This is a genomic window from Chryseotalea sp., assembly GCF_057350905.1.
In genome coordinates, this window is the sequence record NZ_JBMRCF010000011.1 from 168695 (window position 1) to 192046 (window position 23352).

Below are 23352 nucleotides of genomic sequence, written 5' to 3' on the forward strand. Positions count from 1 at the left end.
AATTCAAGCCCTGTCTGCTCTATTTACCTATATTAGTGCGCAAATTTACGAAAACCTTTGGGGATGGAGAGAAGTTCCGGCTTATCACAGCCAATTATTCAGCTTAATATACTATTAGTGCTCGGTGCAGTTTTAGCAGGTTTTATTGTTATTGGGCCACTCATTGGTATTCTGATAGCACTTCCGTTTTATGAAGGCAGCATTATGGATTTTATGTCTGCCCTTGGTGACCCAGTCGGTAATGAAGCCGTTAAGATACCCTTCTATATTGTTCAGGGGTGCTCTACCCTATTCGGTCTTATTCTCGCCCCTGCTTTGTTAATTATAGCCAAGCAACAACCGCTAAAAAAAATATTGAGTTTACCCAGTACACAACTTAGTACCTACTTGATTGTAGTTTTTGCCACCATTGCTTTTATGCTGGTTAACTCCCCTTTTATTGAATGGAATGCAAATCTTGTTTTCCCTGAATTTATGAAGGGTTTTGAGGAGTGGGCCAAAGCGCGCGAGGAGTATGCCGGAAAAGTAACCACCTTTTTAACAACCTTTTCTAACACAGGTGAATTAATGCTGGCACTCTTTGTCATTGCAGTGCTTCCTGCCATTGGAGAAGAATTGGTTTTCAGAGGGCTATTACAGCCACAACTGCACAAGCATATGGGTAATATTCATACGGCCATCTGGATCTCTGCTATCCTTTTTAGCGCAATGCATATGCAGTTTTATGGCTTTGTTCCGCGTGTGCTCTTGGGCGCCCTGTTTGGTTATTTATATTATTGGTCTGGCAATTTATGGATAGCCATCCTTGCCCACTTTGTTAACAATGGATTCTCTGTGGTGATGCTTTATCTTTATCAGCAAAAGGTGAGTGAATTAGATATGAATAGTACAGAATCTGCACCCTGGTCGGTTGTGGCTGGTGCTGCTGTTATTAGCTTTACACTTTTATATATTTTTAAGAAACAAGTTTCAACCACTACACCTGCGTGACGGCTCTACAAAAATACAATAACCTTACACAACGCATCATTACTGGCATTCTTGGATCTGCTGCCGTAATTACAGGCGTATGTTTTAGCGAATGGACTTACTTCACCTTGTTTTTTGCCTTATGTGGTCTGGCCATGTTTGAATTTTACAAGCTGGTTGGATTAGATGGTATGATTCCGCAGAAAACATTGGGGCTCGTTATTGGGTTGTTTATTTTCTCTCTTACTTTTTTTATTGAACAGGAGACAGCCGACCCTAAGTTCTTCTTCCTGGTTTTCCCGATGGCTTCCATTGTTTTCATGATTAAGCTATATAAAAAGTTTGAGCGGAAACCCTTTACCAATATTGCCTTTACTTTTCTGGGTATTTTTTACATTGCCACTCCGCTATCATTAATGAATATTGCTGCTTACGAAAATGGCTCCTACAATTTCGAAATTATCTTAGGCTCCTTATTGATTTTATGGGCGAGCGATACCGGTGCCTATTTTGCAGGTACTTATTTTGGAAAACGTAAACTATTTGAGCGCATCTCTCCAAAAAAATCGTGGGAGGGTTTTTTTGGCGGGGCAGCATTGGCATTGCTTATCACTTTTATTTTCACACAGTACTTTCATTCTTTAGCGAGCTACCATTGGTATGTAATTGCCGTGTTGATAATTGTCGGTGGCACTTTTGGCGATCTGATTGAATCGCTATTGAAAAGGAGTATAGAAATTAAAGACTCCGGTACGGTGTTGCCCGGCCATGGTGGTTTTCTGGATCGCTTCGATGGTCTGCTTATTTCAGCGCCCTTTATAGTAGCGTATTTGGAGATTTTCTAAAAACAACTGTTTGCTATAGGTTTACAGATATACTCCAATAAACAGCATCTGTTTTGTAGAAGACTCTTTTCTGCAAATACCGGTAAATTGAGTTTTAAATTTTTAAGTATACTTTTCTCTGATTTTTGTAACTTAACAACATTAAACTGGCATTCGTAGGTCTTTTAAACCAAGAGAATATGAAAATAGCCAAATCCATGCCTTCAAACCACAAAGCAATTTCGGCATGCAGGCAGTTGCCCATAATTAAAAATATTTTGAGATGAAGACACTCACTATTGATAACTCTAAAGTCTGGACCGTAGAGGATTATCTTTTACTGGGTGAAACGTCTACGCCATGCCAACTAATCGATGGAGATTTAATTATGAGTCCAAGTCCTACACCAAATCATCAACTTATCTTAGGCAACTTATATGATGTTTTAAAACTTAGCGGAAAAAAAACAGGCGGTATTGTTTTTTTCGCACCAATGGATTTATACATCGATAAACAAAATGTGCTACAGCCTGATTTGCTTTTTATATCTAAGGAAAATAAGGATATCATTACCCATCGTGGTATTGAAGGTGTACCTGACTTAGTAGTGGAGATTATTTCGCCATCTAATATTTTTACTGATAGAAATAAAAAGAAGAAGATCTACCAACAAATTGGCGTGAAAGAGTTTTGGATTGTGGATCCTGCCAATAAAACGCTTGAAATCTACAGTAAGAGTCACGCTGACCTTGATACACCAAGTCTTTTTTTGGTGGGTGAAGGGGAAGTGCGCTCCGCAGTTTTACCAGAACTAACTTTTAATCTTCAGGATATTTTTTAATTACCTCAAGACGCTAAGTCAATACAACTAATCTTTAAACTCACTTGTGAAGTGAAAATTAATGTCAGGGAAATTGTCCTGTACCATTTGTAACCAGGCTCTCGACTCTGCCATAAATACCAGCTTACCATCTTTATCGCGTGCCATATGGCGCTGCTTGGAGTCGATAAACTCTTGCAGTTTTTTAGGGTCTTTGCTACTGATCCAGCAAGCTTTATACAGATTTTGAGACTGGAATTGCACAGTAGCTCCGTATTCATTTTTTAAGCGAAACTGAATTACTTCAAACTGAAGCTGACCTACTACACCTACTACTTTTCTATTACCTAACTCATAAGAGAAAAGCTGAGCAACACCTTCTTCCATTAACTGAAGCAGACCTTTTTCAAGCTGCTTGGTTTTCATGGCGTCCATGTTAATCACTTCCTTAAAAATTTCAGGCGAGAAACTTGGGATACCCGTATACATTAACTTCTCTCCTTCTGTGAGCGTGTCGCCAATTTTTAAGTTACCCGTATCGAACAGACCAACGATATCGCCTGGCCATGCTTCGTCTACTGTTTCGCGATCTTGTGCCATGAAGGCTGTAGCATTAGAAAAACGTATGCCTTTTTCCTGACGCACGTGCGTATAGTTAGCACCTCTTTCAAATTTACCGGAACACACACGCAAGAAGGCAATACGGTTTCTGTGTTTTGGATCCATGTTGGCGTGGATCTTGAAGATAAACCCGGTAAATTTATTTTCATCTGGTTTAATAATACGCAAAGTCGTGTCGCGTGGAATAGGTGGCGGTGCCAGTCGGATGAAAGAATCTAATAACTCTTTAACACCAAAGTTATTGACTGCACTTCCGAAAAACACAGGTGCTACTTTACCGTCTAAATATTCATTTACATCGAAATCAGGATAAACGCCTTCAATCAGCTCAACGTCTGCTCTTAACTGTTTTGCATTCGTGTCGCCAACTAACCTGTCCAGTTCTGTATCGTGGATGTCTTTAATCTCTAAGCCTTCTTGCACTGTTTGCTTACTGCCAGTGAACAGGTGCAGACTTTTTTCGTAAAGATTATAGACACCTTTAAAATTCTTACCCATGTTGATTGGCCAGCTTAGCGGACGAACCTTAATAGAAAGTTTTTCTTCCACTTCATCCAGCAGCTCAAAAGGATCACGGCCTTCTCGGTCGAGTTTATTGATGAAGCAGATAACAGGCGTATTGCGCATGCGACAAACCTCCATCAACTTCTCAGTTTGAATCTCCACACCCTTTACACAATCTATAACCATGATTACACTATCTACAGCCGTAAGGGTGCGGTAGGTATCTTCGGCAAAATCCTGGTGACCAGGAGTATCCAGTAGATTGATTTTAATGTCTTTATAATTAAAACCCATCACAGAGGTAGCCACAGAAATACCACGTTGTTTTTCTATTTCCATCCAGTCGGAACGAGCGTGGTCTTTAATTTTAGACGATTTTACAGCGCCTGCCTTCTGAATGGCTCCACCAAAAAGCAACAATTTTTCTGTTAAAGTGGTTTTACCAGCATCGGGGTGACTGATGATACCGAAAGTTCTGCGTTTGGCTATTTCCTGATCGAGTGTCATTGCAATTAAAGAAGCCGCAAAAGTACGGAAATCATACTACTTACATAATAGGATTATCAGTTATCGCCAGGAATGAATAGGATTTCTTCTCTGGTCTAAAACCTTTTCGAAGTACTCAATAGCAGGAAGTAAAAATTGACAACTATTCTCAAACCCAACCTAAGAACTACTGCTTTTTCTTCTGGCCAGGCGCTGTACTTTTTCCGCCTTTCTTCTGCTGACCGGGCGCATAAGGCGCGGCTGACTTACTGCCTGTTAACTTTTTCATCTGGCCAGGAGGTATGGCTGCTGGTTTTTTTGTTACAACTGTAGTCTTTGAGCAGCTAACTATAGATATTGTTATAAGTGTGATCAATGCAAAGTTTATAAGCTGTTTCATTTGTTTTTTTTTGAACTGCAAAGCTGTATTAATTGCCGGGATAAAATTGGACTAAACAGAAGTAAACCTTACTTGCTCGATGAAGTGCAGTTTGATGAGATTATCGACTGGCTATTGGAAATTGATTCGATCCTCTTCATCTATGAGTAATAGCAATTCATGAACACTTCTTTCCACGGCTGGGATGGTAAGGACTTGGTCCCGATTGCATCGGGACCGGAGCCGCGCCAAGGCGTGGCGCAGCCCTGAACAGCCCGACTGCGCCCTCCTTCGCTAAAGCTTCGGAGGGCAGGCTCTTCATTCGATAAAAGCTTGGGAAGGCTGACCCTGTCAATCGTTGCTTTTGCATGCAAGACCAAATAACAGCCTGGAATTAACAAAAGAGGAGCATGACTGTCAACCTGTCATTGTTTTGGCAGAAATATGCGTGCTATTGCTACTGGCACAGTGATTGACAAAGGGAAGGAAATACTTGAAGCGAACAACAGAAATTTTAAGATTATGGGAAAAATAATTGGTATCGACTTAGGAACAACCAACTCGTGCGTAGCCGTAATGGAGGGCAGCGAACCAGTGGTGATAGCCAACAGCGAAGGCCGCAGAACAACGCCTTCTATCGTTGGATTTTTGGACAACGGTAAGGGTGAGCGCAAAGTGGGAGATCCGGCAAAGCGTCAGGCCATTACTAACCCAAAAAATACAGTGCAGTCCATCAAGCGCTTCATGGGTAAGAAGTTTGGTGAAGTGAGTGGCGAGAAAAAAATGGTGTCTTATGAAGTAGAGGCCGGTAACAACGATACGGTGCGTGTGCGCATTGGTGATCGTTTATATACTGCGCAGGAAATTTCAGCGATGATTCTTCAAAAAATGAAGAGCACCGCTGAAGACTACCTCGGCACCACGGTAACAGAGGCTGTTATTACAGTACCTGCTTACTTTAACGATGCAGAACGTCAGGCTACGAAAGAAGCAGGACAGATTGCAGGTTTAGATGTAAAACGTATTATCAACGAACCTACAGCGGCAGCGCTTGCTTACGGTTTGGATAAGAAGAATAAAGACATGAAGATCGCAGTGTACGACTTAGGTGGTGGTACATTCGATATTTCAATTCTTGAGTTAGGCGATGGTGTGTTTGAAGTAAAATCTACTAACGGTGACGTACACTTGGGTGGTGATGACTTTGACATGCGCATTATGAACTGGTTAGCGGATGAGTTTAAGGCTGACAAGAACATTGATTTACGCAAAGATCCTATGGCGCTTCAGCGCTTGAAGGAAGCTTCTGAAAAAGCGAAGATTGAATTGTCGAGCTCTAACGAAACAGAAATTAACCTGCCATACATCACTTCCATTGATGGTGTGCCTGAACACTTAGTGAAAAAACTTTCTCGCGCTAAGTTCGAGCAACTGGCCGATGATTTGATTAAGAGAACATTGGAACCTTGTAAGAAAGCAATTGCTGACTCTGGTTACTCTGTAAGCGAAATTGATGAAGTTATCCTGGTAGGTGGTTCTACACGTATTCCTCGCATACAGGAAGAAGTGGAGAAATTCTTCGGCAAGAAACCTTCTAAAGGTGTAAACCCTGATGAAGTTGTAGCGGTAGGTGCTGCAATTCAAGGTGGTGTGTTGACTGGTGAAGTGAAGGATGTGTTGTTGTTGGATGTTACTCCGCTATCACTTGGTATTGAAACCATGGGTGGTGTAATGACGAAGTTGATTGAATCCAATACTACGATTCCTTCTAAGAAGTCTGAAACATTCTCAACAGCGTCTGACAGCCAGCCTTCTGTAGAAATACACGTATTACAAGGTGAACGCCCGATGGCACGCGACAACCGTACAATCGGAAGATTCCACTTGGATGGTATTCCACCTGCTCCGCGCGGTGTGCCTCAAATTGAAGTTACCTTCGATATTGATGCCAACGGTATCCTACACGTATCTGCTAAAGATAAAGGAACAGGCAAAGAACAGAAGATTCGCATCGAAGCTTCTTCTGGTTTAACTGATGCTGAGATCCAGAAGATGAAGCAGGAAGCTGAAGCCAATGCCGAAGCTGATAAGAAAGAGAAAGAGAAGATTGAAAAAATCAATCAGGCTGACTCACTGATATTCCAGACTGAAAAACAGTTGAAGGAATACGGAGAGAAACTTTCTGAAGGAAACAAGACTGCGATTAACAGTGCACTTGAAACCTTAAGAACTGCACATAAATCGCAAGACCTTGCCGGTATTGATGCAGGAATGACTGCACTAAACAATGCATGGCAGGCTGCATCTACTGAAATGTATCAGGGTGGTGCCCAGGCAGGTGGTGCTGCTGATGGGGGAGCCGCTAACAATGGTGCCAACGCAGGTGCTAGTGGTAACCCGGATGTATCGGATGTACAATATGAAGAGGTTAAATAATTAACTGAATTCAAGTTTTAAACAAAGCCCCGCTTAACAGCGGGGCTTTGTTGTTTATGGGCAAATGTGGTTGTTCACCGAGCAAAGCTGGCTGCAAGGTGCTACCTGGCGCTATGTTTACGTATACAATAAGAAACAACTTCATAAATCTTATGAAAAAGATAATTCATTTAACTACACTCTTTTTTGCATTGTTGGTGGTGTCGCTGATGTCCTGCACAGAAGAATCGGCTAAAGGAAAAGTTCAATTGTATATCACGGATGCTCCGGTGGATGACGCTAATGTAGATGCTGTTTTCTTAAGCATTCTTGGTGTTGAGTTGAAAGGCAATGATGGGTGGCAAACCATTGCTACCTACGATGAGCCTGTAACGGTTAATATTCTAGATTATCAACAGGGCAATGCACTTTTTTTAACTGAAGAAGAATTAAGTGCCGGCACCTATACTGAAGCAAGATTGTTACTTGATGCACCTGTGGAAAATGACCTTACCGTTGAAAACCCTGGTTGTTATCTCCGTTATAAAGATAGCAGCACACGAGCACTTTTTGTACCCAGTGGTGCACACTCAGGCTATAAAGTAAAGGGTTCGTTTTCACTTGTACCTGGCGGAACTGTTGCAGTAACACTTGATTTTGATGTGCGTAAGTCTATCGTGACTGCCGGAGCCAGTGAACGTTTCTTACTAAAACCTGTAGTTCGATTAGTGGCAAATCAGGATGCTTCATTACTGAAAGGTGATCTGACTGATCTTGCTGAAGGTACAAGGGTAGTTGTATATGCCTATGAAGCCGGCAGCTTTACCCTCAGTGAAAGTGAGGCCAATGCTGACGGCCTTCGTTTCCCCAATGCATTAACCAGCACCCAGGTTAATGCAGAAGGTGAGTTTACCTTGGCTTTTATGAACGCAGGTGATTACGAACTTGTCTTTGTCTCTATAGATGAGGACGGGAATTTAATTGATTTAATCGGTACATATGACGCAACACTTGCTGCTGGTGCACGCTTAAACCTGGATATTGATCAATCCATACTAGCGCTACTCTGAAAAAGGAAATTCTTTGTAATACCACTGCAATAAAGCTGGAGGCCGATGTATGAAAGTTCAACCGTATTCATGCATCGGCTTCTTTGTTTTTTAGCGCGTAAAAAGCAGTAACTTTACCCCAATATTAAAACCACATCTACCATGCCTCGTAGATTGCTCTTAAGATCTGTAAGCAACACACGCTCCTTTTTATTTGTTTTATTACTCTACATGACTGTTGGAGCTTGTGTAGACAACGATGCCCTTAGGGGTAGATTAACTGTGGCTCTCACGGATGCACCCTCGGATGCTTCCAATATCAGAGAAGTAAATATTGCCATACGCGGTGTTGAGGTTTTAAAAAAGGGTAGTGAAAACTGGCAGGTTATTAAATCTTTTGAAGAACCGCGAACAATTAATATACTGGCATTTACGGAAGGAGAAACATATGATCTGACTGAACAATACCTGACGCCTGGAGATTACCAGGGTATACGGCTGGAGCTTAACCTTGCCAATGTTGATAATGGGCTTACTGTTTTTCCACAAAGCAATATTGTATTCACCAGCGGCATTCAAGAAGTGCTTTTCGTTCAGGCTGGTGCCGACAGTTACGTAGAGAACAGAGATGCGTTCTCTATTGTCACGAATCAAACAACATTTTTAACACTTGATTTCGATGTTAGAAAATCACTCGTACTTACAAATGGTGCTTATGCACTTGACCCCCAGATGCGTGCTGTGGAGACCGATAATAGTGGCACCATCGATGGGCAATTCCGAGACTTTGCCGATTATCCAAAGGTAATTGCTTTGGCTTACAAGCCAGGCTCTTTTAATGCCAGTGAAGCTGCCAATGAACGCGCTTTTGCTAATTCCGTTTCCAGCACACGTGTTAATGCAAACGTGAGCGGACGCTTTACCCTCGCTTTTTTAGAGCAGGGAAATTATGATATCGTTTTTGCAGCACTTAATAATGACGGCTCTATTGACACCATTCTTGGCAAGCTTGCTAATACTAAAGTTGATAAGGGTGAAACCACTGCCATCTGTGTCCAGCTGAGTGTACCACAAGTGCAGGGCAATTGCGTACAAATAGAACCACTCCAATAATAAAATCCTCCAGGTCTTTTACGCTAACGCAGCGTCACTATCTTTGTCGCCTTAAAAAAATAAAATCTATGGCGATCATCATGAAATTCGGAGGCACTTCGGTTGGCAGGCCGGAGCGCATGAAAAAAATTGCAACCCTTGTCAGCGGCACTCCCGGGCGAAAGGTTGTTGTACTCTCTGCCCTTTCCGGCACGACCAATGCTCTTGTGGCTATAGGCGATGCCCTGATTAAAAAGGATGCCACCAAAGCAGAAGCTGAGATTGCTACATTAGAAAAGCACTATTTAACTTTCGTTGATGATTTATATAGCACAGAAGCTTTCAAGGCGATAGGCCAGGAAATTGTAAGCAGGTTTTTTGTTTTCATTCGCATGTTGGCAGCAGGTGAATTCGATGACAAGAGCTACCGTGAGTTATTGGCTCAGGGTGAGCTGATGTCTACCGAAATGTTTTACCAACATTTACAGGAAATCAAAATCCCTTCCCGCCTGTTGCCGGCACTTCACTTCATGAGCATTGATGAAAACGAAGAACCGGAATTGGAGAAAATTGCTGTGCGTCTGAAGCCATTGGTTGATTCACTGAAAAATATTGACATCATTATTACACAGGGTTACATCTGCCGCAATCACAGAAATGAAATCGATAATTTAAAGCGTGGTGGCAGTGACTACACCGCATCGCTGGTAGGTGCGGCTATTCGTGCAGAGGAAATTCAAATCTGGACAGATATTGATGGCATGCACAATAACGATCCTCGTATTGTTAAGAAAACCATGCCTATCTCTGAGCTCACTTTTGATGAAGCTTCGGAGCTTGCCTACTTTGGCGCCAAAATTCTACATCCAGCCACCATTGTTCCTGCACAAAAATACAATGTGCCGGTGCGTTTAAAGAACACCATGGATGAAAAAGCTTTTGGCACTATTATAACCAGCAAAAGCACCGAAGGCACTTTTAAAGCCGTGGCTGCCAAAGACGGTATTACTGCCATTAAAATAAAATCATCGCGTATGTTGATGGCTTATGGTTTCTTAAGACGAGTGTTTGAAATATTTGAGCAATACAAAACGCCAATTGATATGATTACCACTTCCGAGGTGGCCGTGTCATTAACGATTGATTCAAATACAAATCTTGATAAAATTGAAACAGAGCTTAAAAAATTTGGCTCTATTGAAATTGACAATAACCAAACAATTATCTGTATCGTGGGGCATCAGATCGCTACGCAAAAGGGTGCATTGAAAAAAGTGTTTGATGCATTGGCTGGTGTTTCCATACGCATGGTTTCCTGCGGTGGCAGCAATAATAATATATCGGTTTTGGTAGATACTCAATATAAAGAAGAGGCACTGATAGCCCTTAACGAAGGGCTCTTCAATTTGCGTTAATAAACAGTTAATCCTGGAATGACATTCATCATAGAACCGCGTTGAATCTATCATAGCAGGGGCTGATTTTTAATGACCACTGATCAAAAATCGGGCAGGCAGTTTTTATTGCCTGCTTTTTTTTTACATCTTTCAGGTAACTATTCAGCTGCACTATGGAACTCTTCATCGTCTTACTTTTTGTTCTCGGTTATTTAGCCATAGCTTTCGAACATCCCATCAAGGTTAATAAAACGGCATCTGCTCTGTTAACAGGTGTTTTATGCTGGACATTGTATGCACTCTCATCGCAAAATTCCATAGAAGTAATCGGTGAGGATTTATCGCACCATTTAAGTGAAATAGCCGCCATTCTTTTTTTCTTAATGGGCGCCATGACCATCGTAGAATTGGTAGATGCTTATCAGGGTTTTAGAATCATCACAGATCGCATCAACACAAAAAATCCGAAAGTTTTACTTTGGATCATCTGTATAGTCACGTTTTTTCTTTCTGCCATTCTTGATAACCTGACCACTTCTATTGTAATGGTCTCACTCATACGCAAGTTGGTTCCCAATAAGGATATGCGTTGGTTCTTTGGCGGTATGATCGTAATTGCTGCTAACGCAGGGGGTGCCTGGTCGCCCATTGGTGACGTTACCACAACCATGCTTTGGATAGGCGGGCAAATCAGTGCCGGCAATATTATGCTGACACTCTTTTTACCTAGTCTTGTTTGTATGATTGTACCGTTGATTTACTTACAGTTTACACTGAAAGGAGAACTCGGTTTACACGCGGGCAGTCATACAGCACATGCAGAAGGACATGGCCATCATGGCAAAGAAGTTAAGGGCTCGAAAGCAATGTTTTTTTTAGGCATTGGTGGGCTCATTTCAGTACCTGTTTTTAAAACAGTAACGCACCTTCCTCCTTACCTGGGTATGTTGCTTGCCCTGGGTGTAATCTGGGTTGTTTCTGAATTAATCAATCCCGATATGGATGATAAAGAGAAAAGGCCTTATACCGCAGCGGGTGCGTTGTCTCGTATTGATGTGCCCAGTGTTCTTTTCTTCTTGGGTATTTTACTAGCCGTGGGTGCCTTGCAGTCTATGGGTACGCTTGGTAATTTTTCAAAGTTCCTGGATGAATCAATCGGTGATCAGCGTGTTATCATTACACTCATTGGTATACTCTCTTCCATAGTAGACAACGTACCCTTGGTGGCAGCCAGCATGGGTATGTATGATATGTCAATCTATTATCAGGATCATTTGATTTGGGAATATCTGGCCTATTGCGCAGGAACTGGTGGTAGCATATTAATTATCGGCTCGGCTGCTGGTGTGGCTGTTATGGGCATGGAGAAAATTGACTTTATCTGGTACATTAAGAGGATATCGCTTCTGGCCTTATTAGGTTATTTTGCAGGTGCCATCATCTACCTGATTATTCAACCTTATCTGGCCGTTCATCCTCCAGTAGGATAATTCCACAACTGATTAAAATCATTCAGCAAAAGAACATTTAAAAGGTTATTCTATTTAACTGTTTGCAAAATTTGGTCATCTTTATAATACCTGAATTTGCAACGGTATGGAAACCCTAATCATTATTGTATTTATCATTGGTTATTTATGTATAGCCTTTGAGCATCCGCTTAAGATAAATAAAACAGCTTCAGCCATTTTAACTGGCGTTATTTGCTGGACGCTGTTTATGCTTTCTGCACCTTCTGATACAGTCACTGACAGCAACCACTACCTTTCTTTTATTGATCATTTAAAATTAGAAGAAGGATCAGAAAAAGTTGGCTTGTTATCTCAGTTGGACATTTACAGATCATTTGTACTCGAACAATTAGGTGAGCATCTAGATTCAATTGCTCAGATTTTATTCTTTCTACTGGGCGCCATGACTATTGTTGAACTAGTAGACGGACACCATGGATTTCGTTTTATCACTGATAGAATTGATACAAAAAATCCAAAGAAATTATTGTGGATCATTTGTATAGTTACGTTTTTTCTTTCTTCCATTCTTGATAACCTGACAACAACCATTGTCATGATATCATTGATTCGAAAGCTCATACCAAATAAAGAAATGCGATTATTTTTTGCCGGTATGATTGTTATTGCAGCCAATGCTGGTGGTGCGTGGACACCCATTGGTGATGTAACGACAACTATGCTTTGGATTGGCGGACAGATCTCCACGGGTTCTATTATGAAGTCACTCTTTATTCCAAGTTTAGTCTGCATGCTAGTTCCACTGCTTTATTTAAACGTTACTTTAAAGGGTGAATTGGGTACTCATGCTGATTCGGGCAGCAAAAAACAAAGCGATGTAAATACAGGCAGACTCATGTTGATATTTGGTGTTGGAGCACTGATTTTTGTTCCTGTTTTCAAGACAATAACCCACATGCCACCCTATATTGGTATGCTCCTGGGGCTTGGTGTTATCTGGGTTGTTTCTGAATTGATCAACCCTAATTTAGATGAAGTCATTAAAAAGAATTATACAGCTGCTGGCGCGCTGGCAAGAATTGATGTGCCCAGTGTATTATTCTTTCTTGGTATACTCTTGGCAGTAGGATGTCTGGAGTCCATGCAGGTATTGCACCACTTTGCCACCTGGCTCGATTCAACAATAGGCGATCAGCGCATTATTGTTGTGGTTATCGGGCTTATCTCTTCTGTGGTAGACAACGTACCCCTGGTGGCAGCCAGCATGGGTATGTACAGTATGGATGTCTATCCACAAGATCATATGATCTGGGAATTTCTGGCCTATTGCGCAGGCACCGGAGGCAGCATATTAATTATTGGTTCTGCTGCAGGTGTTGCAGCCATGGGTATGGAAAAAATAGATTTTATCTGGTATATGAAAAAGATTAGCTTCTTCGCACTACTAGGTTACTTTGCCGGTGCCATTTGCTACCTACTCATGCTTCCTCTACTAGGTCATTAATACCATAATAAATTAATACCAAGCCTTTCTGTATCCACATACAGAAAGGCTTTTTCTTTTATGTAAAACTCATTCCGTTCATCATTCTGCCTGTAGTAAGTAACTGAAATCATTGTATCTTCCATAAAACTCCATCCACATGAAAACAAAACATCTTATCATTCCCCTGGCTTTAGTGCTGCTCTTACTTTACAGTTGCAGCACTAAAAATGAAAAACCTGCTATACCCGCCTACACCATTGCACAGTTTATGGATATTGTGCAAATCAGTGGCGGTGCGTTCTCACCAGACGAGACTAAGTTGCTTATTTCTTCCAAAACAACAGGCATCTTTAATGCTTACGAAATTGATATTGCTACTGGTGAGCAGAAGCCTTTAACCAGCTCGACAGACAATGCCATCTTCGCACAATCTTATTTCCCGGAAGACGGGCGCGTACTTTTTACAAGCGACAAAGGCGGCAATGAAATCACCCACTTGTTTGTAAGAGGCAATGATGGTAATGCAATTGACTTGATTAAAGACAGTACAGCCAAAGCGCAATTTTACGGATGGAGCTACAATAAGAAGCTGATGTACTATGCATCCAACGGCCGGGATAAGCGCTATTTCGATTTATATCGCATACAGCTTGGCAATGAACAGGAAGGTAATGTTTATCCAGCCACCCTTGTCTATAAAAATGAAGAGGGTTACGATATCGGAAGTATTTCTAATGATGATCGCTATATCGCCCTTACTAAAACCATTACCACCACCAATAACGACATGTACCTGTTGGATACACAAAGTGGTAAGATTAAACATCTTTCTCCTCATGAAGGTGAAGTTTCATTTAACCCGCAATACTTTAGTCTGGATGGGAAGAAACTATTTTACACAACAGATGAAGGCAGCGAATTTGCTTACCTGGCCAGCTATGATATTGCCACTGGCGAAAAAGAAAAAGTAGAAGAGGCACCCTGGGATATTATGGGATCTTACATCTCACGAACAGGCAAGTATCGTGTTACTGTAATCAATAACGATGCGCGCACTGAAATAAAAATTTATGATGAGAGTTATGGCGGCAATGAATTAAAAATCGAAGGGCTTCCCGAAGGCGATGTTACCGGGGTTAATATTGCAGACAGTGAAAAGCTGATGTCCTTTTACGTAACCAGCTCCAAATCGCCAGCCAACTTATTCGTATATAATTTCGAAACCAAGGAAATCAAGCAGCTGACCAACAGCATGAGTAAGGAGATTAATCCTGAACACCTGGTAGCCGGAGAAGTGGTGCGCTTTAAATCTTTTGATGGCATGGAAATACCGTGCCTGCTCTACAAGCCTAAAACATTGGCGGAAGGTGAAAAATCTCCGGCCCTGTTATGGATACATGGTGGCCCCGGGGGACAAACAAGATTAAATTATTCACCCATCATCCAGCATCTGGTTAATCACGGCTATACCATTCTAGCCGTAAACAATCGCGGCAGTTCCGGGTATGGCAAAAGCTTTTATGCTGCTGATGATCGCAAGCACGGTGATGCTGATTTAAAAGATTGTGTTGAATCTAAAAAGTTACTGGCATCATTAGGCTATGTTGACATGGATAAAGTGGGTATTGTCGGAGGTAGTTATGGGGGCTACATGGTAATGGCAGCACTAACTTTTACACCAGAAGAATTTAAAGTAGGTGTGAATTTATTTGGTGTGACTAACTGGCTGAGAACGCTCAAGAGTATTCCACCATGGTGGGCATCTTTTAGAAATGCCTTGTATACAGAATTGGGCGATCCAACCACGATAGACTCGGTTGCGCTTTACAATAAATCGCCTCTGTTCTTTACACAAAACATTACCAAACCCTTTATTGTGTTTCAGGGCAGCAATGATCCACGGGTCTTACAGGTAGAGTCTGACGAGATTGTGGCCAATGCCAGAAAAAATAATGTGCCGGTAGAATATGTTATTTTCCCCGATGAGGGGCATGGATTTGTTAAAAAGGAAAACAACATCAAAACTTCGCAGGAGATGCTGAAGTTCTTAGACAAATACCTGAAAGGCTTGCCAGACGATCAGGCCGGTGAGCAAATCGTGAGTCCTGCACAATAAGAAAAATAAGCACATAAAAGGCTGCCCTGAGGCTACAAACACAGGGCAGCCTTTTTATTTATTTAATCCATTCATTTTTAACATCTTCGCAGCTTCAAATTGTATTCTATGGTTCTTTACGACTCCGCTAAAATCAAGCATCTATCTGCACATAAAATAGGTAACAAAACCAATGGCGAAGACCTGATTGCTTCCAGAAGCGAGTTGAAAATTGCTGATGAGGGTCGTGAGCAATTGATTTCCTATTTTTTAAAATCCTTTACCTCCGAAGAATATTATCACCTCAGTTCTACCGATGGAGATTTTCGGCTCAACCCCTTATATCAGTTTGCCAAAGACGTGTTTGAATCCGGTAAACACTTTCACAACCGCTCGGTGAGCATTGCCAAACATTTATATGAGGTCTCTTTGCATCCACAGATTAAATCTGGCGATTTGTTCGTAGTGTATTTCGTTGATGTACTTGTTGATGGCGAAAAAACTGATGTGCTAGGCATCTTTAAGTCAGAAAGCAAGAGCTCAATTTTAAAACTCACCACACACCCAAAGGGCGAGTTCGAACTCTCTTTCGATGAAGGCATCAGCTTAGAAAAACTGGATAAGGCTTGTCTGATTTATAATGTAGATGAAGACAGTGGTTATCGCGTGTCTATTATTGACAGAAGCAGCAAATCAAGTGATGCCCAGTATTGGCGAGAGCTTTTTCTGCGTGTGGTGCCCGTCAACAATCATTTTCAGGCAACGCTGAATGTACTGGATATCACCAGACATTATGTGGCCGATCAGATAACAGAAGAGTTTGATTTATCCAGGGCCGATCAACTTGCCTATCTGACAAAATCCATCGACTACTTTAAAAAGCACGATGAGTTTAACCAGCGTGAATTCGAGAATGAGGTTTTTGAAGACCCTGAGTTGATTAAGTCATTCAGAAAGTTTGATACTAATTTCAGAGACCAACTAGACCTGGAGCGTGAAGATTCTTTCACCATTTCTGCTGAGGTAGTGAAGAAACAGGCCAGGGTTTTTAAAAGTGTATTGAAGCTTGACAAAAACTTCCATATCTACATACACGGTGACCGTGAGCTCATTGAACGCGGTGTAGAGAAAGATGGCAGGAAGTATTATAAGATTTATTATACAAATGAGCTCTAGGACTTAACAATTGCTTATTCATCATTCACTTTTTGTTCATAAATTTTATACTAATTGAACTAATCAAAGCATAAAAGTAAAGTAAGGCTGGCGAAATTTAATTCATGAAAGATTTCTTCGTTTATGCCTTTATTGCACTATTGGGCATACTCTCCTATTCAATTATATACCTGCCAGCTTACCTTTTCTATAAAAGTAAGTTAGATGATAAGTCTACATCCCATGCAGACATTTTTTTTACTACAATACCCTGCATAGTCTATTTATTACTCTGCAATTATAAGGATAGGCAAGGTTTCAATTATTTATATGCTTGTGGTGTCACCGCACTTGTGCCAGCGTTTTTTCTTTTACTCGTAGCATTTAAAGCAAGTTTTAATACACGAGGTCATTTTGTATGGGCACTGGCAGGCTCTTCTATTTGCGCTGTGCTTATATGGCTATTCTTTCCTAAGCAAGGGCTTGACAGGCTCATCTAATAAAAAATACTCGCTTTTTTTTCTGCAACAAAACTAATTGTTGCTTGCTCTGGCATGTATCTGACATATGGCATGAGTTACTGATTTTTAATCACTTCCATATAAGTAGTATCTAAACAGGAACAGAGATTACAAAAAAATCAGTATATCTATTTACACATTGCAATATTAAAAGTACTCTCCTGGTATTCAGATTAATTCAATCTCGACCAAGCCAACACCGATACCCCATGGCAAATTGCTTTGTTTACTCCAACCGAGGTAGTATACTCATCTTTAGGATTATACTCATGACTTATGATAAAATCGTACGCGCAAAGAAAGGCAGCCAGCCTCGCATCTCTGTCCCAGATTGTGCGTTCAGTCGGTGACATGTCAAAGTAAAGATCCATTAAATCATTATAGGCATTGCCTTGCCGCATTTTCTGCACTGCGGGCAAAAGCAGTCCTATTAATAATGCTTCCTGCGGACTTGCTGTATCTAACATTTCATCAATGCTATTATCGAGTGCACTTATACTTGTTGTTGTTGAAATAAGCTGCAACATTTTTTGATAATTAAGTTTAATCTTATCGAAGTTAAGTGTGAAAGTTTCAATTGGCTTAGAGCCGGATGAACTCCCAAAGGAATAACTTTCTATTAAGATATGCTTACCACCAATTCTTGCATTAATACTATCTTCTATCTCTTTAGCGAAATTATCTAATGTGCCGGTGCCGGGATTGGGTCCGGTGTAGCCTGAAGGAAAGGGCAACAAGTGTTTTAACATTTTTTGAGCAGCACGGTTTGAGCTCGGTACTACTTTGAAAGCTGCAGGAATGGACGAACTCATAAGAACCTCCTCGTAAGCAGACTCTGTTACCTGCAACATATGCTTTAAAAATAAATCTCGCTCGGCATACTGCGATCGGATTGCTTGTAATTGCGTTGCATTTAAGGCAATTTTTTCATTCTCAAAAAATGAATCGACTAGCTCATCATTTTTATCAAATTGCTGGCGAATAAGAATACTATAGCTATCTACAGTAATAATATCAGAAGCTTTATCGCAAGCGCAAAAAATCAGAATTAATAAAGTTAATGTAAGCGGGATTTTCATATTGTAGAAAATTTATTCAATATTCGTTTAGATAAGCGAGTATTACAAGGAACAGATGCGCACTGAACTCCATACAATAACTTATGATCTTTTAACAATAAATCTCAGGCAACATTTTTACCTAAAGTCAATACTTAAGATGAAAACTGTTTACTTGTTAAGTATTCTTTTATCATCTTATTCTTTATAGGCGCAATACATTAATGAAGTTATTTACCTTGTTTTTTATGGCTGCCGTAATTTTGCAAGCGCAAACACCTGTATTCATCAGGGTTTCCAATAGTAGCCAATATGATTTTACGAACATTGAAATCTATTCACCAGTAACCGGATTCGTTCATTTTGATACGTTGAAATCGAATGAGAATTCTGCATACAGGAAATTTACTAAGGCATATGCCATTGCAGCGGCAACGGTTGAAATAGCCAATGAAAAAATTAAATTTCTACCTGATGATTATTTGGGTGAGCTGATGCTTAAACCAGGACGATATACTTATCAACTAAATGTTACCGAAAAAAAAGGGATGAAGTACCTGCGTTTGCAACTTATTATTGAGGGGGAATGATATGGCTCGTGACCGAAAAGTTAACGTCATATATTCCGAAGAAACTCAAAAGGTTTTAGTGGAATATATTCAATCCCACAAACAATGATTCGGCATGCCTTATGCTAACATATCAAATAATCCTGTTCATTTCAATTGAACATGAATATGGTCGTCATGTCTCACAGCCTGGCAGCCGTGAAAACGTATTTTGTTGCTGGTCAATCCGAGTCTTGATTTTAAATGTGGTTCAATGAATATCTTTTCAATCCTGTCATGTGAAACAAAACTGTTCACGAGTTCTCTTGTTCTATTGTTGTCGAAAGTAAACATGGCTTTATTGGTTTGCGAAACGATGTCGCGCAAGAGGTTGTATTGCCAGTAACCTTTTTTTTCACAGTCTTTCAGTTTATCTACTTCTCTGTCTTTTGGTTCTTCGCATATTCCATAACCAATAAACGATGGGATGTTGTTTGATAGCAGTCCCGTTTTGCTGTCATTATATTGAAATGACAAGTCAAGTTTTTTACCATCATCATGACTCAAATGTGGGAAGAGCGGAAAGTTGTTGATGAAGGGGAAGTTAGCGTCCAGGAAATTAACTGTTGCACCTGGATACTTTTCATTCATATGCTCTGCAACCTTATAGGTAATCTCTCTCAATGCTGGCCTGACATAATTTCGATTTAATAAGCATGTCCAAATATTTCCGGGCTTTAGATTTCTGTTTTCAAAAATTGGAAGAGGAACCCGACCCAATGGTTTCGCTGCCAGGGGTACAAGCACAAAAACGAATATAAGATATATGCTTGCGAAGGAAATAAATTTAACGGTCACACGTGCCCACCATGCGTTTAGTCTTTTATCAATAAGTCCAAAAGTTAGAATGGAAACAAGGAAAGCGATTCCTCCCACTTGCGTTACCACTGTTAGCAAACATATCAGGATAAATCCCAATGTTATTTTAAGTAGTCTCATTGTTTTAAGTGGTTTCACTACAACGCATGTCTATGAAACGTTAATTTTATTCAAAAATTATTTACCGTTGGTCGGTGTTTTCACCGACCAAATAATTCCCTTCTTATGTGCTCCTTGCAATGAGTAAAAAAATGTCATTGTTGAGTTTGTGATTTTCTTACCAGAAGCAAACAATTAAATTAATAGTACGACTATTTAGTCCAGACTAAGTGGTCGGTGAAAACACCGACCACAGGCTAATTCTCAGAGTCCTTACGCTCATCCTCCACGCTTGCCAAGTGACTCAGAGAAGGAGAAAACATACATGTTGTGCACCGTTCGCGTCATTCGATAAATGTCCAGTTGTCATCTCGTCCCTCGTCTGAGTTTGGTAGTCTTACGTTTTTAACCATGTCTCTCTCGCAAGCACCGAAGTCTTGAAAATTCTTTTGTCCCTGTTTGAGTGATACTCTGTTTGCTCCACCTTCATAGTCAGGATCGTCATGTTGCATTGGATCGTCCTCCCAGAAACAAACCTCACAAATATTATACGTCCCGCCCGGTTTTTCTCTCAATGTATTATACCCACAGCAGGGGCATGCAAATTTAGCGTCTTGATTTTTGTCCTTCATTAATTACCGATGAGTCCTCTTTGTCCAGCGAATGGTGCACAACGCTGGGCTACATGGCGTGCCGCTTAACGAAGCACGATTGTTTCCAACCTTTAGTAACGAAGTTAGTAGTTTGTGTTTAATTGGCAAACCGTCCTACGGCATGGCGTTTAGCTATTGTTGTGAGCAGTTCGCTTACCTCATTTTGTTATTTTTAATAACGTGTCTTGAAATTTGTTTTCCATTTGAGTCAAAGACTCTTTTTATTCTTTTTGTCCTCTTGTCCCTAAATAATTCATAAATCCGTAGATTCCCCTCAAGGTCAAAATGGTTTGTTCTTTTTGGGTCACTTGCCCCAAGCTTATACCAATTCTCAATTTCCTTTAATCCATTTGCGGTATACTCTATTATATGTGTCGGTTTTCCATTTTTAAAGTCACCTTCTAGTCTTTTCTTACCGTTTGGATAGTAGTCAATCTCGTGCCCGTCACAAAGCTTATCACAAGCGAAGTAGTCCCAATATTGGGAATGCAATATCGATTCATACACGAGCTTTATTTTGGGTATTTGTAAAGTGTCGACCTGAAGAGGTATTTCTTTAATTTCAATAATATCGACTAAGTTGCTTGCAAAATCTCCAGACATCCAATTTGATGTCACTATATAACTTCCAGGTTTAGTAACTCTGGCAATCCCATTTTTCGATATGATTTCAGGTAATTGAATACTGTCCAAATCTAGAAGTTCAAACTCTAGTTCAATGATTGATTCTTTACAGTTGTCTCGATAATATACTTTTAATTCTGTCTGCGCACTTAATGATGTCACAGTCAAGTGTATTATTGTATAAATAAGTATTTTTTTCATGCGAAGTGCCCACAACGTTTGTGTTTGCGGTAGTATTTCTTACTCAAAGCTTGTTAAGGGTCATGAATCTTTCGAATTTCTTTTCGTGTCCAGGTCTTTGTTCTCTTAACCACTTAATTATTCCATCCTTTTGCTTGTTCAGATTTTCTTTGTCCGAACTCTCCTTTTTAAGGTCGAGTTCTATACCTTCCAATGCACCAATCTTTGAATCGATGCCTTCTAAGTATGTTTGAATGTCCGAGCTGAACAAGTACATAGAATGTCGATATGCAACTCGGAACAATTCAAGATTTACATTTTGTGGATCTCCGGAATAGTGTTTGTCAATGTCCGTTAATACAGTCCTTACGTCTTCAATGATTTTGATTCGTCTTTCGAACAAATCCAGTCGCACTTGATATTGTTGAGTGTCATACTGTCGATACGCAATCCAGATTGCAAGTAAAGCAACAATTGGTGTCAGTATTGCCGAAAAATAGTCCGTCAAATCTTTTTCATCTTCAGTGTCTAAGTTCACCTTAATTGATTGTCCCGAATCAAACTCAATAGGTTTTGCTATTCTTACGTCCAACGTGTCCCGAACATTATTGACGGAAGTCGAATCACTTGTCATTGCGTATCCGAGAACCGAAAATGTCATTGCAAATATTATTAGTGATGTCTTCATTGTCCAGAAATATTACCGTCAACATCCGGCTATATTCATTGAATATATTTCCATTATCAGGAATAGTCTCTAATATCGGAAGGTTTTGTACAACTCTCCAAATTATTAATGGCTTGCTTAGCTTTTAACTACTGTACTAACAACCTACAGCAACACCTGGCCTGCAGCCAAACCTGCGTGCTTTTGCTGCGAATCCACACTTTGCTTTAAGATAATTACCACCAAGCTGGTCTCATTCATGGTCTCTCTTTTTTGAATAACCAAGCTTCCTCTTTTCATTCAGAAGTTCATGATAAACTTTCAAAGCTTGCTTCATGATGGAATCATTTTCTGCTTCTATCTTCCTGCTCCGTCTATCCATGATTTCATCATACATTCTAAAGGTCTCATCCGTTCCATCACAAAGGCCAAGGCTCTCCATAATCAAACTATCCAGGTGCGGTTGGAAATGGCAATCATCAAGGCCAACTTCATGCAGGGCGTGGAAGAGCTTGCGGGATTTGAGCTCCTCTTTAATCAGGTAGATTGACATCTGAATATTATCTGGCATTCTGATTATTGAATCTTTTATTCGGATTGGCATATCTCTAATATTTTAAATATTTACATGAAATTATAATTAATTATTATTTTATAAAATAATAATGTTATTAAATTATAATTTAATTCTTATTGATGCTGATTTAGAGGAACTTACAAGTAAGGTGTGATTTGTTGTAGAAAGGCAATAAATTTACACTGTGTCTAAACTACAGTTAAACAGAATCAAGATTGTCCTGCTGGAACGGAATAAAACGAGCAAGGAATTGGCCAACTACCTTGATAAAACAGAGTCCACCGTTTCTCGTTGGTGCACAAACGATATTCAGCCTTCTATTGAAACACTTTACGAGATCTCTAAGTTTTTGAAAGTAGATATTCGAGAGTTGCTGGTATCGACAGCCAAGTAAAATCCATGCCTCTCTCTTTTAAGCCTGAATAGTAAAACATCATAAATGATTTTTACCTAAGATCATTATGATTCTCAGAGTCCTTACGCTCATCCTACACACTTGCCAATTAACACTGAGCTGGAGAGAATATTTATATAAACTAATATTGTATGTGAAAAAAGTAGTCATAACCGAAAAACAACTGCAGGTTTTGCACCTGATCGCTGATGGCTATAGCAGTGAAGAAATTTGCCTTTGGTCGGTGTTTGCCTTTGGTCGGTGTTTTCACCGACCAACTAATTTCTTTCTTATGTGTGCCTTGCATTGAGTAAAAATATGTCTTTGTTGAGTTTGTGATTTTTTTACCAGAAGCAAACAATTAAATTAATAATACGATTATTTAGCC

The 23352-nt window shown here is 40.2% G+C and carries 23 protein-coding genes; 14 read left to right on the forward strand and 9 right to left on the reverse strand.

Annotation, left to right across the window (positions count from 1 at the left end):
• Positions 1 to 63: 63 nt before the first annotated feature.
• From ACO1XM_RS15280 to ACO1XM_RS15290, 3 genes are all read left to right on the forward strand, one after another.
• Positions 64 to 990, forward strand: a complete 927-nt coding sequence (locus ACO1XM_RS15280; protein ID WP_486230515.1) for a CPBP family intramembrane glutamic endopeptidase — start codon at positions 64 to 66, stop codon at positions 988 to 990.
• Positions 987 to 1814, forward strand: coding sequence for a phosphatidate cytidylyltransferase (locus ACO1XM_RS15285; RefSeq protein WP_486230517.1), 828 nt, complete (start codon positions 987 to 989; stop codon positions 1812 to 1814). Before ACO1XM_RS15280 ends, ACO1XM_RS15285 begins: the two co-directional genes overlap by 4 nt.
• 262 nt (positions 1815 to 2076) lie before the next feature.
• Positions 2077 to 2634, forward strand: a complete 558-nt coding sequence (locus tag ACO1XM_RS15290) for a Uma2 family endonuclease (RefSeq protein ID WP_486230519.1) — start codon at positions 2077 to 2079, stop codon at positions 2632 to 2634.
• 27 nt (positions 2635 to 2661) lie between these two features.
• Here ACO1XM_RS15290 and ACO1XM_RS15295 read toward each other — a convergent pair whose 3' ends face one another.
• Both ACO1XM_RS15295 and ACO1XM_RS15300 read right to left on the reverse strand, forming a co-directional pair.
• Positions 2662 to 4245 (reverse strand): peptide chain release factor 3, encoded by a 1584-nt coding sequence (locus ACO1XM_RS15295; RefSeq protein ID WP_486230521.1) that lies wholly within the window; start codon positions 4243 to 4245, stop codon positions 2662 to 2664.
• Between the two features lie 166 nt (positions 4246 to 4411).
• Entirely contained in the window at positions 4412 to 4624 is a 213-nt protein-coding gene (locus ACO1XM_RS15300) for a hypothetical protein (protein ID WP_486230523.1), read from the reverse strand.
• A 501-nt stretch (positions 4625 to 5125) separates the two neighbouring features.
• Between ACO1XM_RS15300 and dnaK the strand changes: the two genes are divergently transcribed.
• The 9 genes from dnaK to ACO1XM_RS15345 all read left to right on the forward strand — a co-directional run bounded on the left by dnaK (position 5126) and on the right by ACO1XM_RS15345 (position 17264).
• A complete protein-coding gene (gene dnaK / locus ACO1XM_RS15305; protein WP_486230561.1) occupies positions 5126 to 7039 on the forward strand; it encodes a molecular chaperone DnaK in 1914 nt (637 codons plus the stop codon).
• A gap of 152 nt (positions 7040 to 7191) precedes the next feature.
• Positions 7192 to 8088, forward strand: a complete 897-nt coding sequence (locus ACO1XM_RS15310; RefSeq protein WP_486230525.1) for a DUF4382 domain-containing protein — start codon at positions 7192 to 7194, stop codon at positions 8086 to 8088.
• Positions 8089 to 8229: 141 nt separating this feature from the next.
• Positions 8230 to 9180, forward strand: coding sequence for a DUF4382 domain-containing protein (locus ACO1XM_RS15315; protein ID WP_486230527.1), 951 nt, complete (start codon positions 8230 to 8232; stop codon positions 9178 to 9180).
• Positions 9181 to 9248: 68 nt separating this feature from the next.
• Positions 9249 to 10574 (forward strand): aspartate kinase, encoded by a 1326-nt coding sequence (locus ACO1XM_RS15320; RefSeq protein WP_486230529.1) that lies wholly within the window; start codon positions 9249 to 9251, stop codon positions 10572 to 10574.
• A gap of 155 nt (positions 10575 to 10729) precedes the next feature.
• Positions 10730 to 12046, forward strand: a complete 1317-nt coding sequence (nhaD, locus tag ACO1XM_RS15325) for a sodium:proton antiporter NhaD (RefSeq protein ID WP_486230531.1) — start codon at positions 10730 to 10732, stop codon at positions 12044 to 12046.
• A gap of 106 nt (positions 12047 to 12152) precedes the next feature.
• Positions 12153 to 13532 carry a sodium:proton antiporter NhaD gene (gene nhaD / locus ACO1XM_RS15330; protein ID WP_486230533.1) on the forward strand — a complete coding sequence of 460 codons (1380 nt, stop codon included), beginning with the start codon at positions 12153 to 12155 and terminating at the stop codon, positions 13530 to 13532.
• A gap of 139 nt (positions 13533 to 13671) precedes the next feature.
• Positions 13672 to 15630, forward strand: coding sequence for a S9 family peptidase (locus ACO1XM_RS15335; RefSeq protein ID WP_486230535.1), 1959 nt, complete (start codon positions 13672 to 13674; stop codon positions 15628 to 15630).
• A 108-nt stretch (positions 15631 to 15738) separates the two neighbouring features.
• The gene (locus ACO1XM_RS15340; RefSeq protein ID WP_486230537.1) at positions 15739 to 16785 is read left to right on the forward strand and encodes a nucleoid-associated protein; all 1047 of its coding nucleotides are present in this window, start codon (positions 15739 to 15741) and stop codon (positions 16783 to 16785) included.
• Positions 16786 to 16889: 104 nt separating this feature from the next.
• Positions 16890 to 17264, forward strand: coding sequence for a hypothetical protein (locus ACO1XM_RS15345; RefSeq protein ID WP_486230539.1), 375 nt, complete (start codon positions 16890 to 16892; stop codon positions 17262 to 17264).
• Between the two features lie 194 nt (positions 17265 to 17458).
• Here ACO1XM_RS15345 and ACO1XM_RS15350 read toward each other — a convergent pair whose 3' ends face one another.
• Positions 17459 to 18364: a hypothetical protein gene (locus ACO1XM_RS15350; protein ID WP_486230541.1), complete on the reverse strand. Its 906-nt coding sequence runs from the start codon at positions 18362 to 18364 to the stop codon at positions 17459 to 17461.
• 227 nt (positions 18365 to 18591) lie between these two features.
• Between ACO1XM_RS15350 and ACO1XM_RS15355 the strand changes: the two genes are divergently transcribed.
• Positions 18592 to 18933: a hypothetical protein gene (locus tag ACO1XM_RS15355; RefSeq protein ID WP_486230543.1), complete on the forward strand. Its 342-nt coding sequence runs from the start codon at positions 18592 to 18594 to the stop codon at positions 18931 to 18933.
• A gap of 126 nt (positions 18934 to 19059) precedes the next feature.
• On the opposite strand, the gene ACO1XM_RS15360 is transcribed toward ACO1XM_RS15355, so the two are convergent.
• The 5 genes from ACO1XM_RS15360 to ACO1XM_RS15380 form a co-directional block, all read right to left on the reverse strand.
• Entirely contained in the window at positions 19060 to 19890 is an 831-nt protein-coding gene (locus ACO1XM_RS15360) for a hypothetical protein (RefSeq protein ID WP_486230545.1), read from the reverse strand.
• A gap of 323 nt (positions 19891 to 20213) precedes the next feature.
• A complete protein-coding gene (locus tag ACO1XM_RS15365; RefSeq protein WP_486230547.1) occupies positions 20214 to 20501 on the reverse strand; it encodes a CPCC family cysteine-rich protein in 288 nt (95 codons plus the stop codon).
• A 174-nt stretch (positions 20502 to 20675) separates the two neighbouring features.
• On the reverse strand, positions 20676 to 21347 hold the full coding sequence (locus tag ACO1XM_RS15370; RefSeq protein ID WP_486230549.1) for a toxin-antitoxin system YwqK family antitoxin: 672 nt from the start codon (positions 21345 to 21347) through the stop codon (positions 20676 to 20678).
• 43 nt (positions 21348 to 21390) lie between these two features.
• A complete protein-coding gene (locus ACO1XM_RS15375) occupies positions 21391 to 22014 on the reverse strand; it encodes a hypothetical protein (protein WP_486230551.1) in 624 nt (207 codons plus the stop codon).
• Between the two features lie 232 nt (positions 22015 to 22246).
• Entirely contained in the window at positions 22247 to 22597 is a 351-nt protein-coding gene (locus ACO1XM_RS15380) for a hypothetical protein (RefSeq protein ID WP_486230553.1), read from the reverse strand.
• Between the two features lie 157 nt (positions 22598 to 22754).
• On the opposite strand from ACO1XM_RS15380, the gene ACO1XM_RS15385 reads away from it, so the two are divergent.
• Entirely contained in the window at positions 22755 to 22964 is a 210-nt protein-coding gene (locus tag ACO1XM_RS15385; RefSeq protein ID WP_486230555.1) for a helix-turn-helix transcriptional regulator, read from the forward strand.
• Between the two features lie 142 nt (positions 22965 to 23106).
• Here ACO1XM_RS15385 and ACO1XM_RS15390 read toward each other — a convergent pair whose 3' ends face one another.
• Positions 23107 to 23271, reverse strand: coding sequence for a hypothetical protein (locus ACO1XM_RS15390; RefSeq protein WP_486230557.1), 165 nt, complete (start codon positions 23269 to 23271; stop codon positions 23107 to 23109).
• Positions 23272 to 23352 lie beyond the last annotated feature (81 nt).

Bases quoted from the DNA above. Each gene is read 5' to 3' on its own strand.
- ACO1XM_RS15280 (WP_486230515.1), top strand. From the start codon at position 64: ATGGAGAGAAGTTCCGGCTTATCACAGCCAATTATTCAGCTTAATATA.
- ACO1XM_RS15290 (WP_486230519.1), top strand. From the start codon at position 2,077: ATGAAGACACTCACTATTGATAACTCTAAAGTCTGGACCGTAGAGGAT.
- ACO1XM_RS15295 (WP_486230521.1), bottom strand. From the start codon at position 4,245: ATGACACTCGATCAGGAAATAGCCAAACGCAGAACTTTCGGTATCATC.
- ACO1XM_RS15300 (WP_486230523.1), bottom strand. From the start codon at position 4,624: ATGAAACAGCTTATAAACTTTGCATTGATCACACTTATAACAATATCT.
- dnaK (WP_486230561.1), top strand. From the start codon at position 5,126: ATGGGAAAAATAATTGGTATCGACTTAGGAACAACCAACTCGTGCGTA.
- ACO1XM_RS15310 (WP_486230525.1), top strand. From the start codon at position 7,192: ATGAAAAAGATAATTCATTTAACTACACTCTTTTTTGCATTGTTGGTG.
- ACO1XM_RS15315 (WP_486230527.1), top strand. From the start codon at position 8,230: ATGCCTCGTAGATTGCTCTTAAGATCTGTAAGCAACACACGCTCCTTT.
- ACO1XM_RS15320 (WP_486230529.1), top strand. From the start codon at position 9,249: ATGGCGATCATCATGAAATTCGGAGGCACTTCGGTTGGCAGGCCGGAG.
- nhaD (WP_486230531.1), top strand. From the start codon at position 10,730: ATGGAACTCTTCATCGTCTTACTTTTTGTTCTCGGTTATTTAGCCATA.
- nhaD (WP_486230533.1), top strand. From the start codon at position 12,153: ATGGAAACCCTAATCATTATTGTATTTATCATTGGTTATTTATGTATA.
- ACO1XM_RS15335 (WP_486230535.1), top strand. From the start codon at position 13,672: ATGAAAACAAAACATCTTATCATTCCCCTGGCTTTAGTGCTGCTCTTA.
- ACO1XM_RS15340 (WP_486230537.1), top strand. From the start codon at position 15,739: ATGGTTCTTTACGACTCCGCTAAAATCAAGCATCTATCTGCACATAAA.
- ACO1XM_RS15345 (WP_486230539.1), top strand. From the start codon at position 16,890: ATGAAAGATTTCTTCGTTTATGCCTTTATTGCACTATTGGGCATACTC.
- ACO1XM_RS15350 (WP_486230541.1), bottom strand. From the start codon at position 18,364: ATGAAAATCCCGCTTACATTAACTTTATTAATTCTGATTTTTTGCGCT.
- ACO1XM_RS15355 (WP_486230543.1), top strand. From the start codon at position 18,592: ATGGCTGCCGTAATTTTGCAAGCGCAAACACCTGTATTCATCAGGGTT.
- ACO1XM_RS15360 (WP_486230545.1), bottom strand. From the start codon at position 19,890: ATGAGACTACTTAAAATAACATTGGGATTTATCCTGATATGTTTGCTA.
- ACO1XM_RS15365 (WP_486230547.1), bottom strand. From the start codon at position 20,501: ATGAAGGACAAAAATCAAGACGCTAAATTTGCATGCCCCTGCTGTGGG.
- ACO1XM_RS15370 (WP_486230549.1), bottom strand. From the start codon at position 21,347: ATGAAAAAAATACTTATTTATACAATAATACACTTGACTGTGACATCA.
- ACO1XM_RS15375 (WP_486230551.1), bottom strand. From the start codon at position 22,014: ATGAAGACATCACTAATAATATTTGCAATGACATTTTCGGTTCTCGGA.
- ACO1XM_RS15380 (WP_486230553.1), bottom strand. From the start codon at position 22,597: ATGCCAATCCGAATAAAAGATTCAATAATCAGAATGCCAGATAATATT.
- ACO1XM_RS15390 (WP_486230557.1), bottom strand. From the start codon at position 23,271: ATGCAAGGCACACATAAGAAAGAAATTAGTTGGTCGGTGAAAACACCG.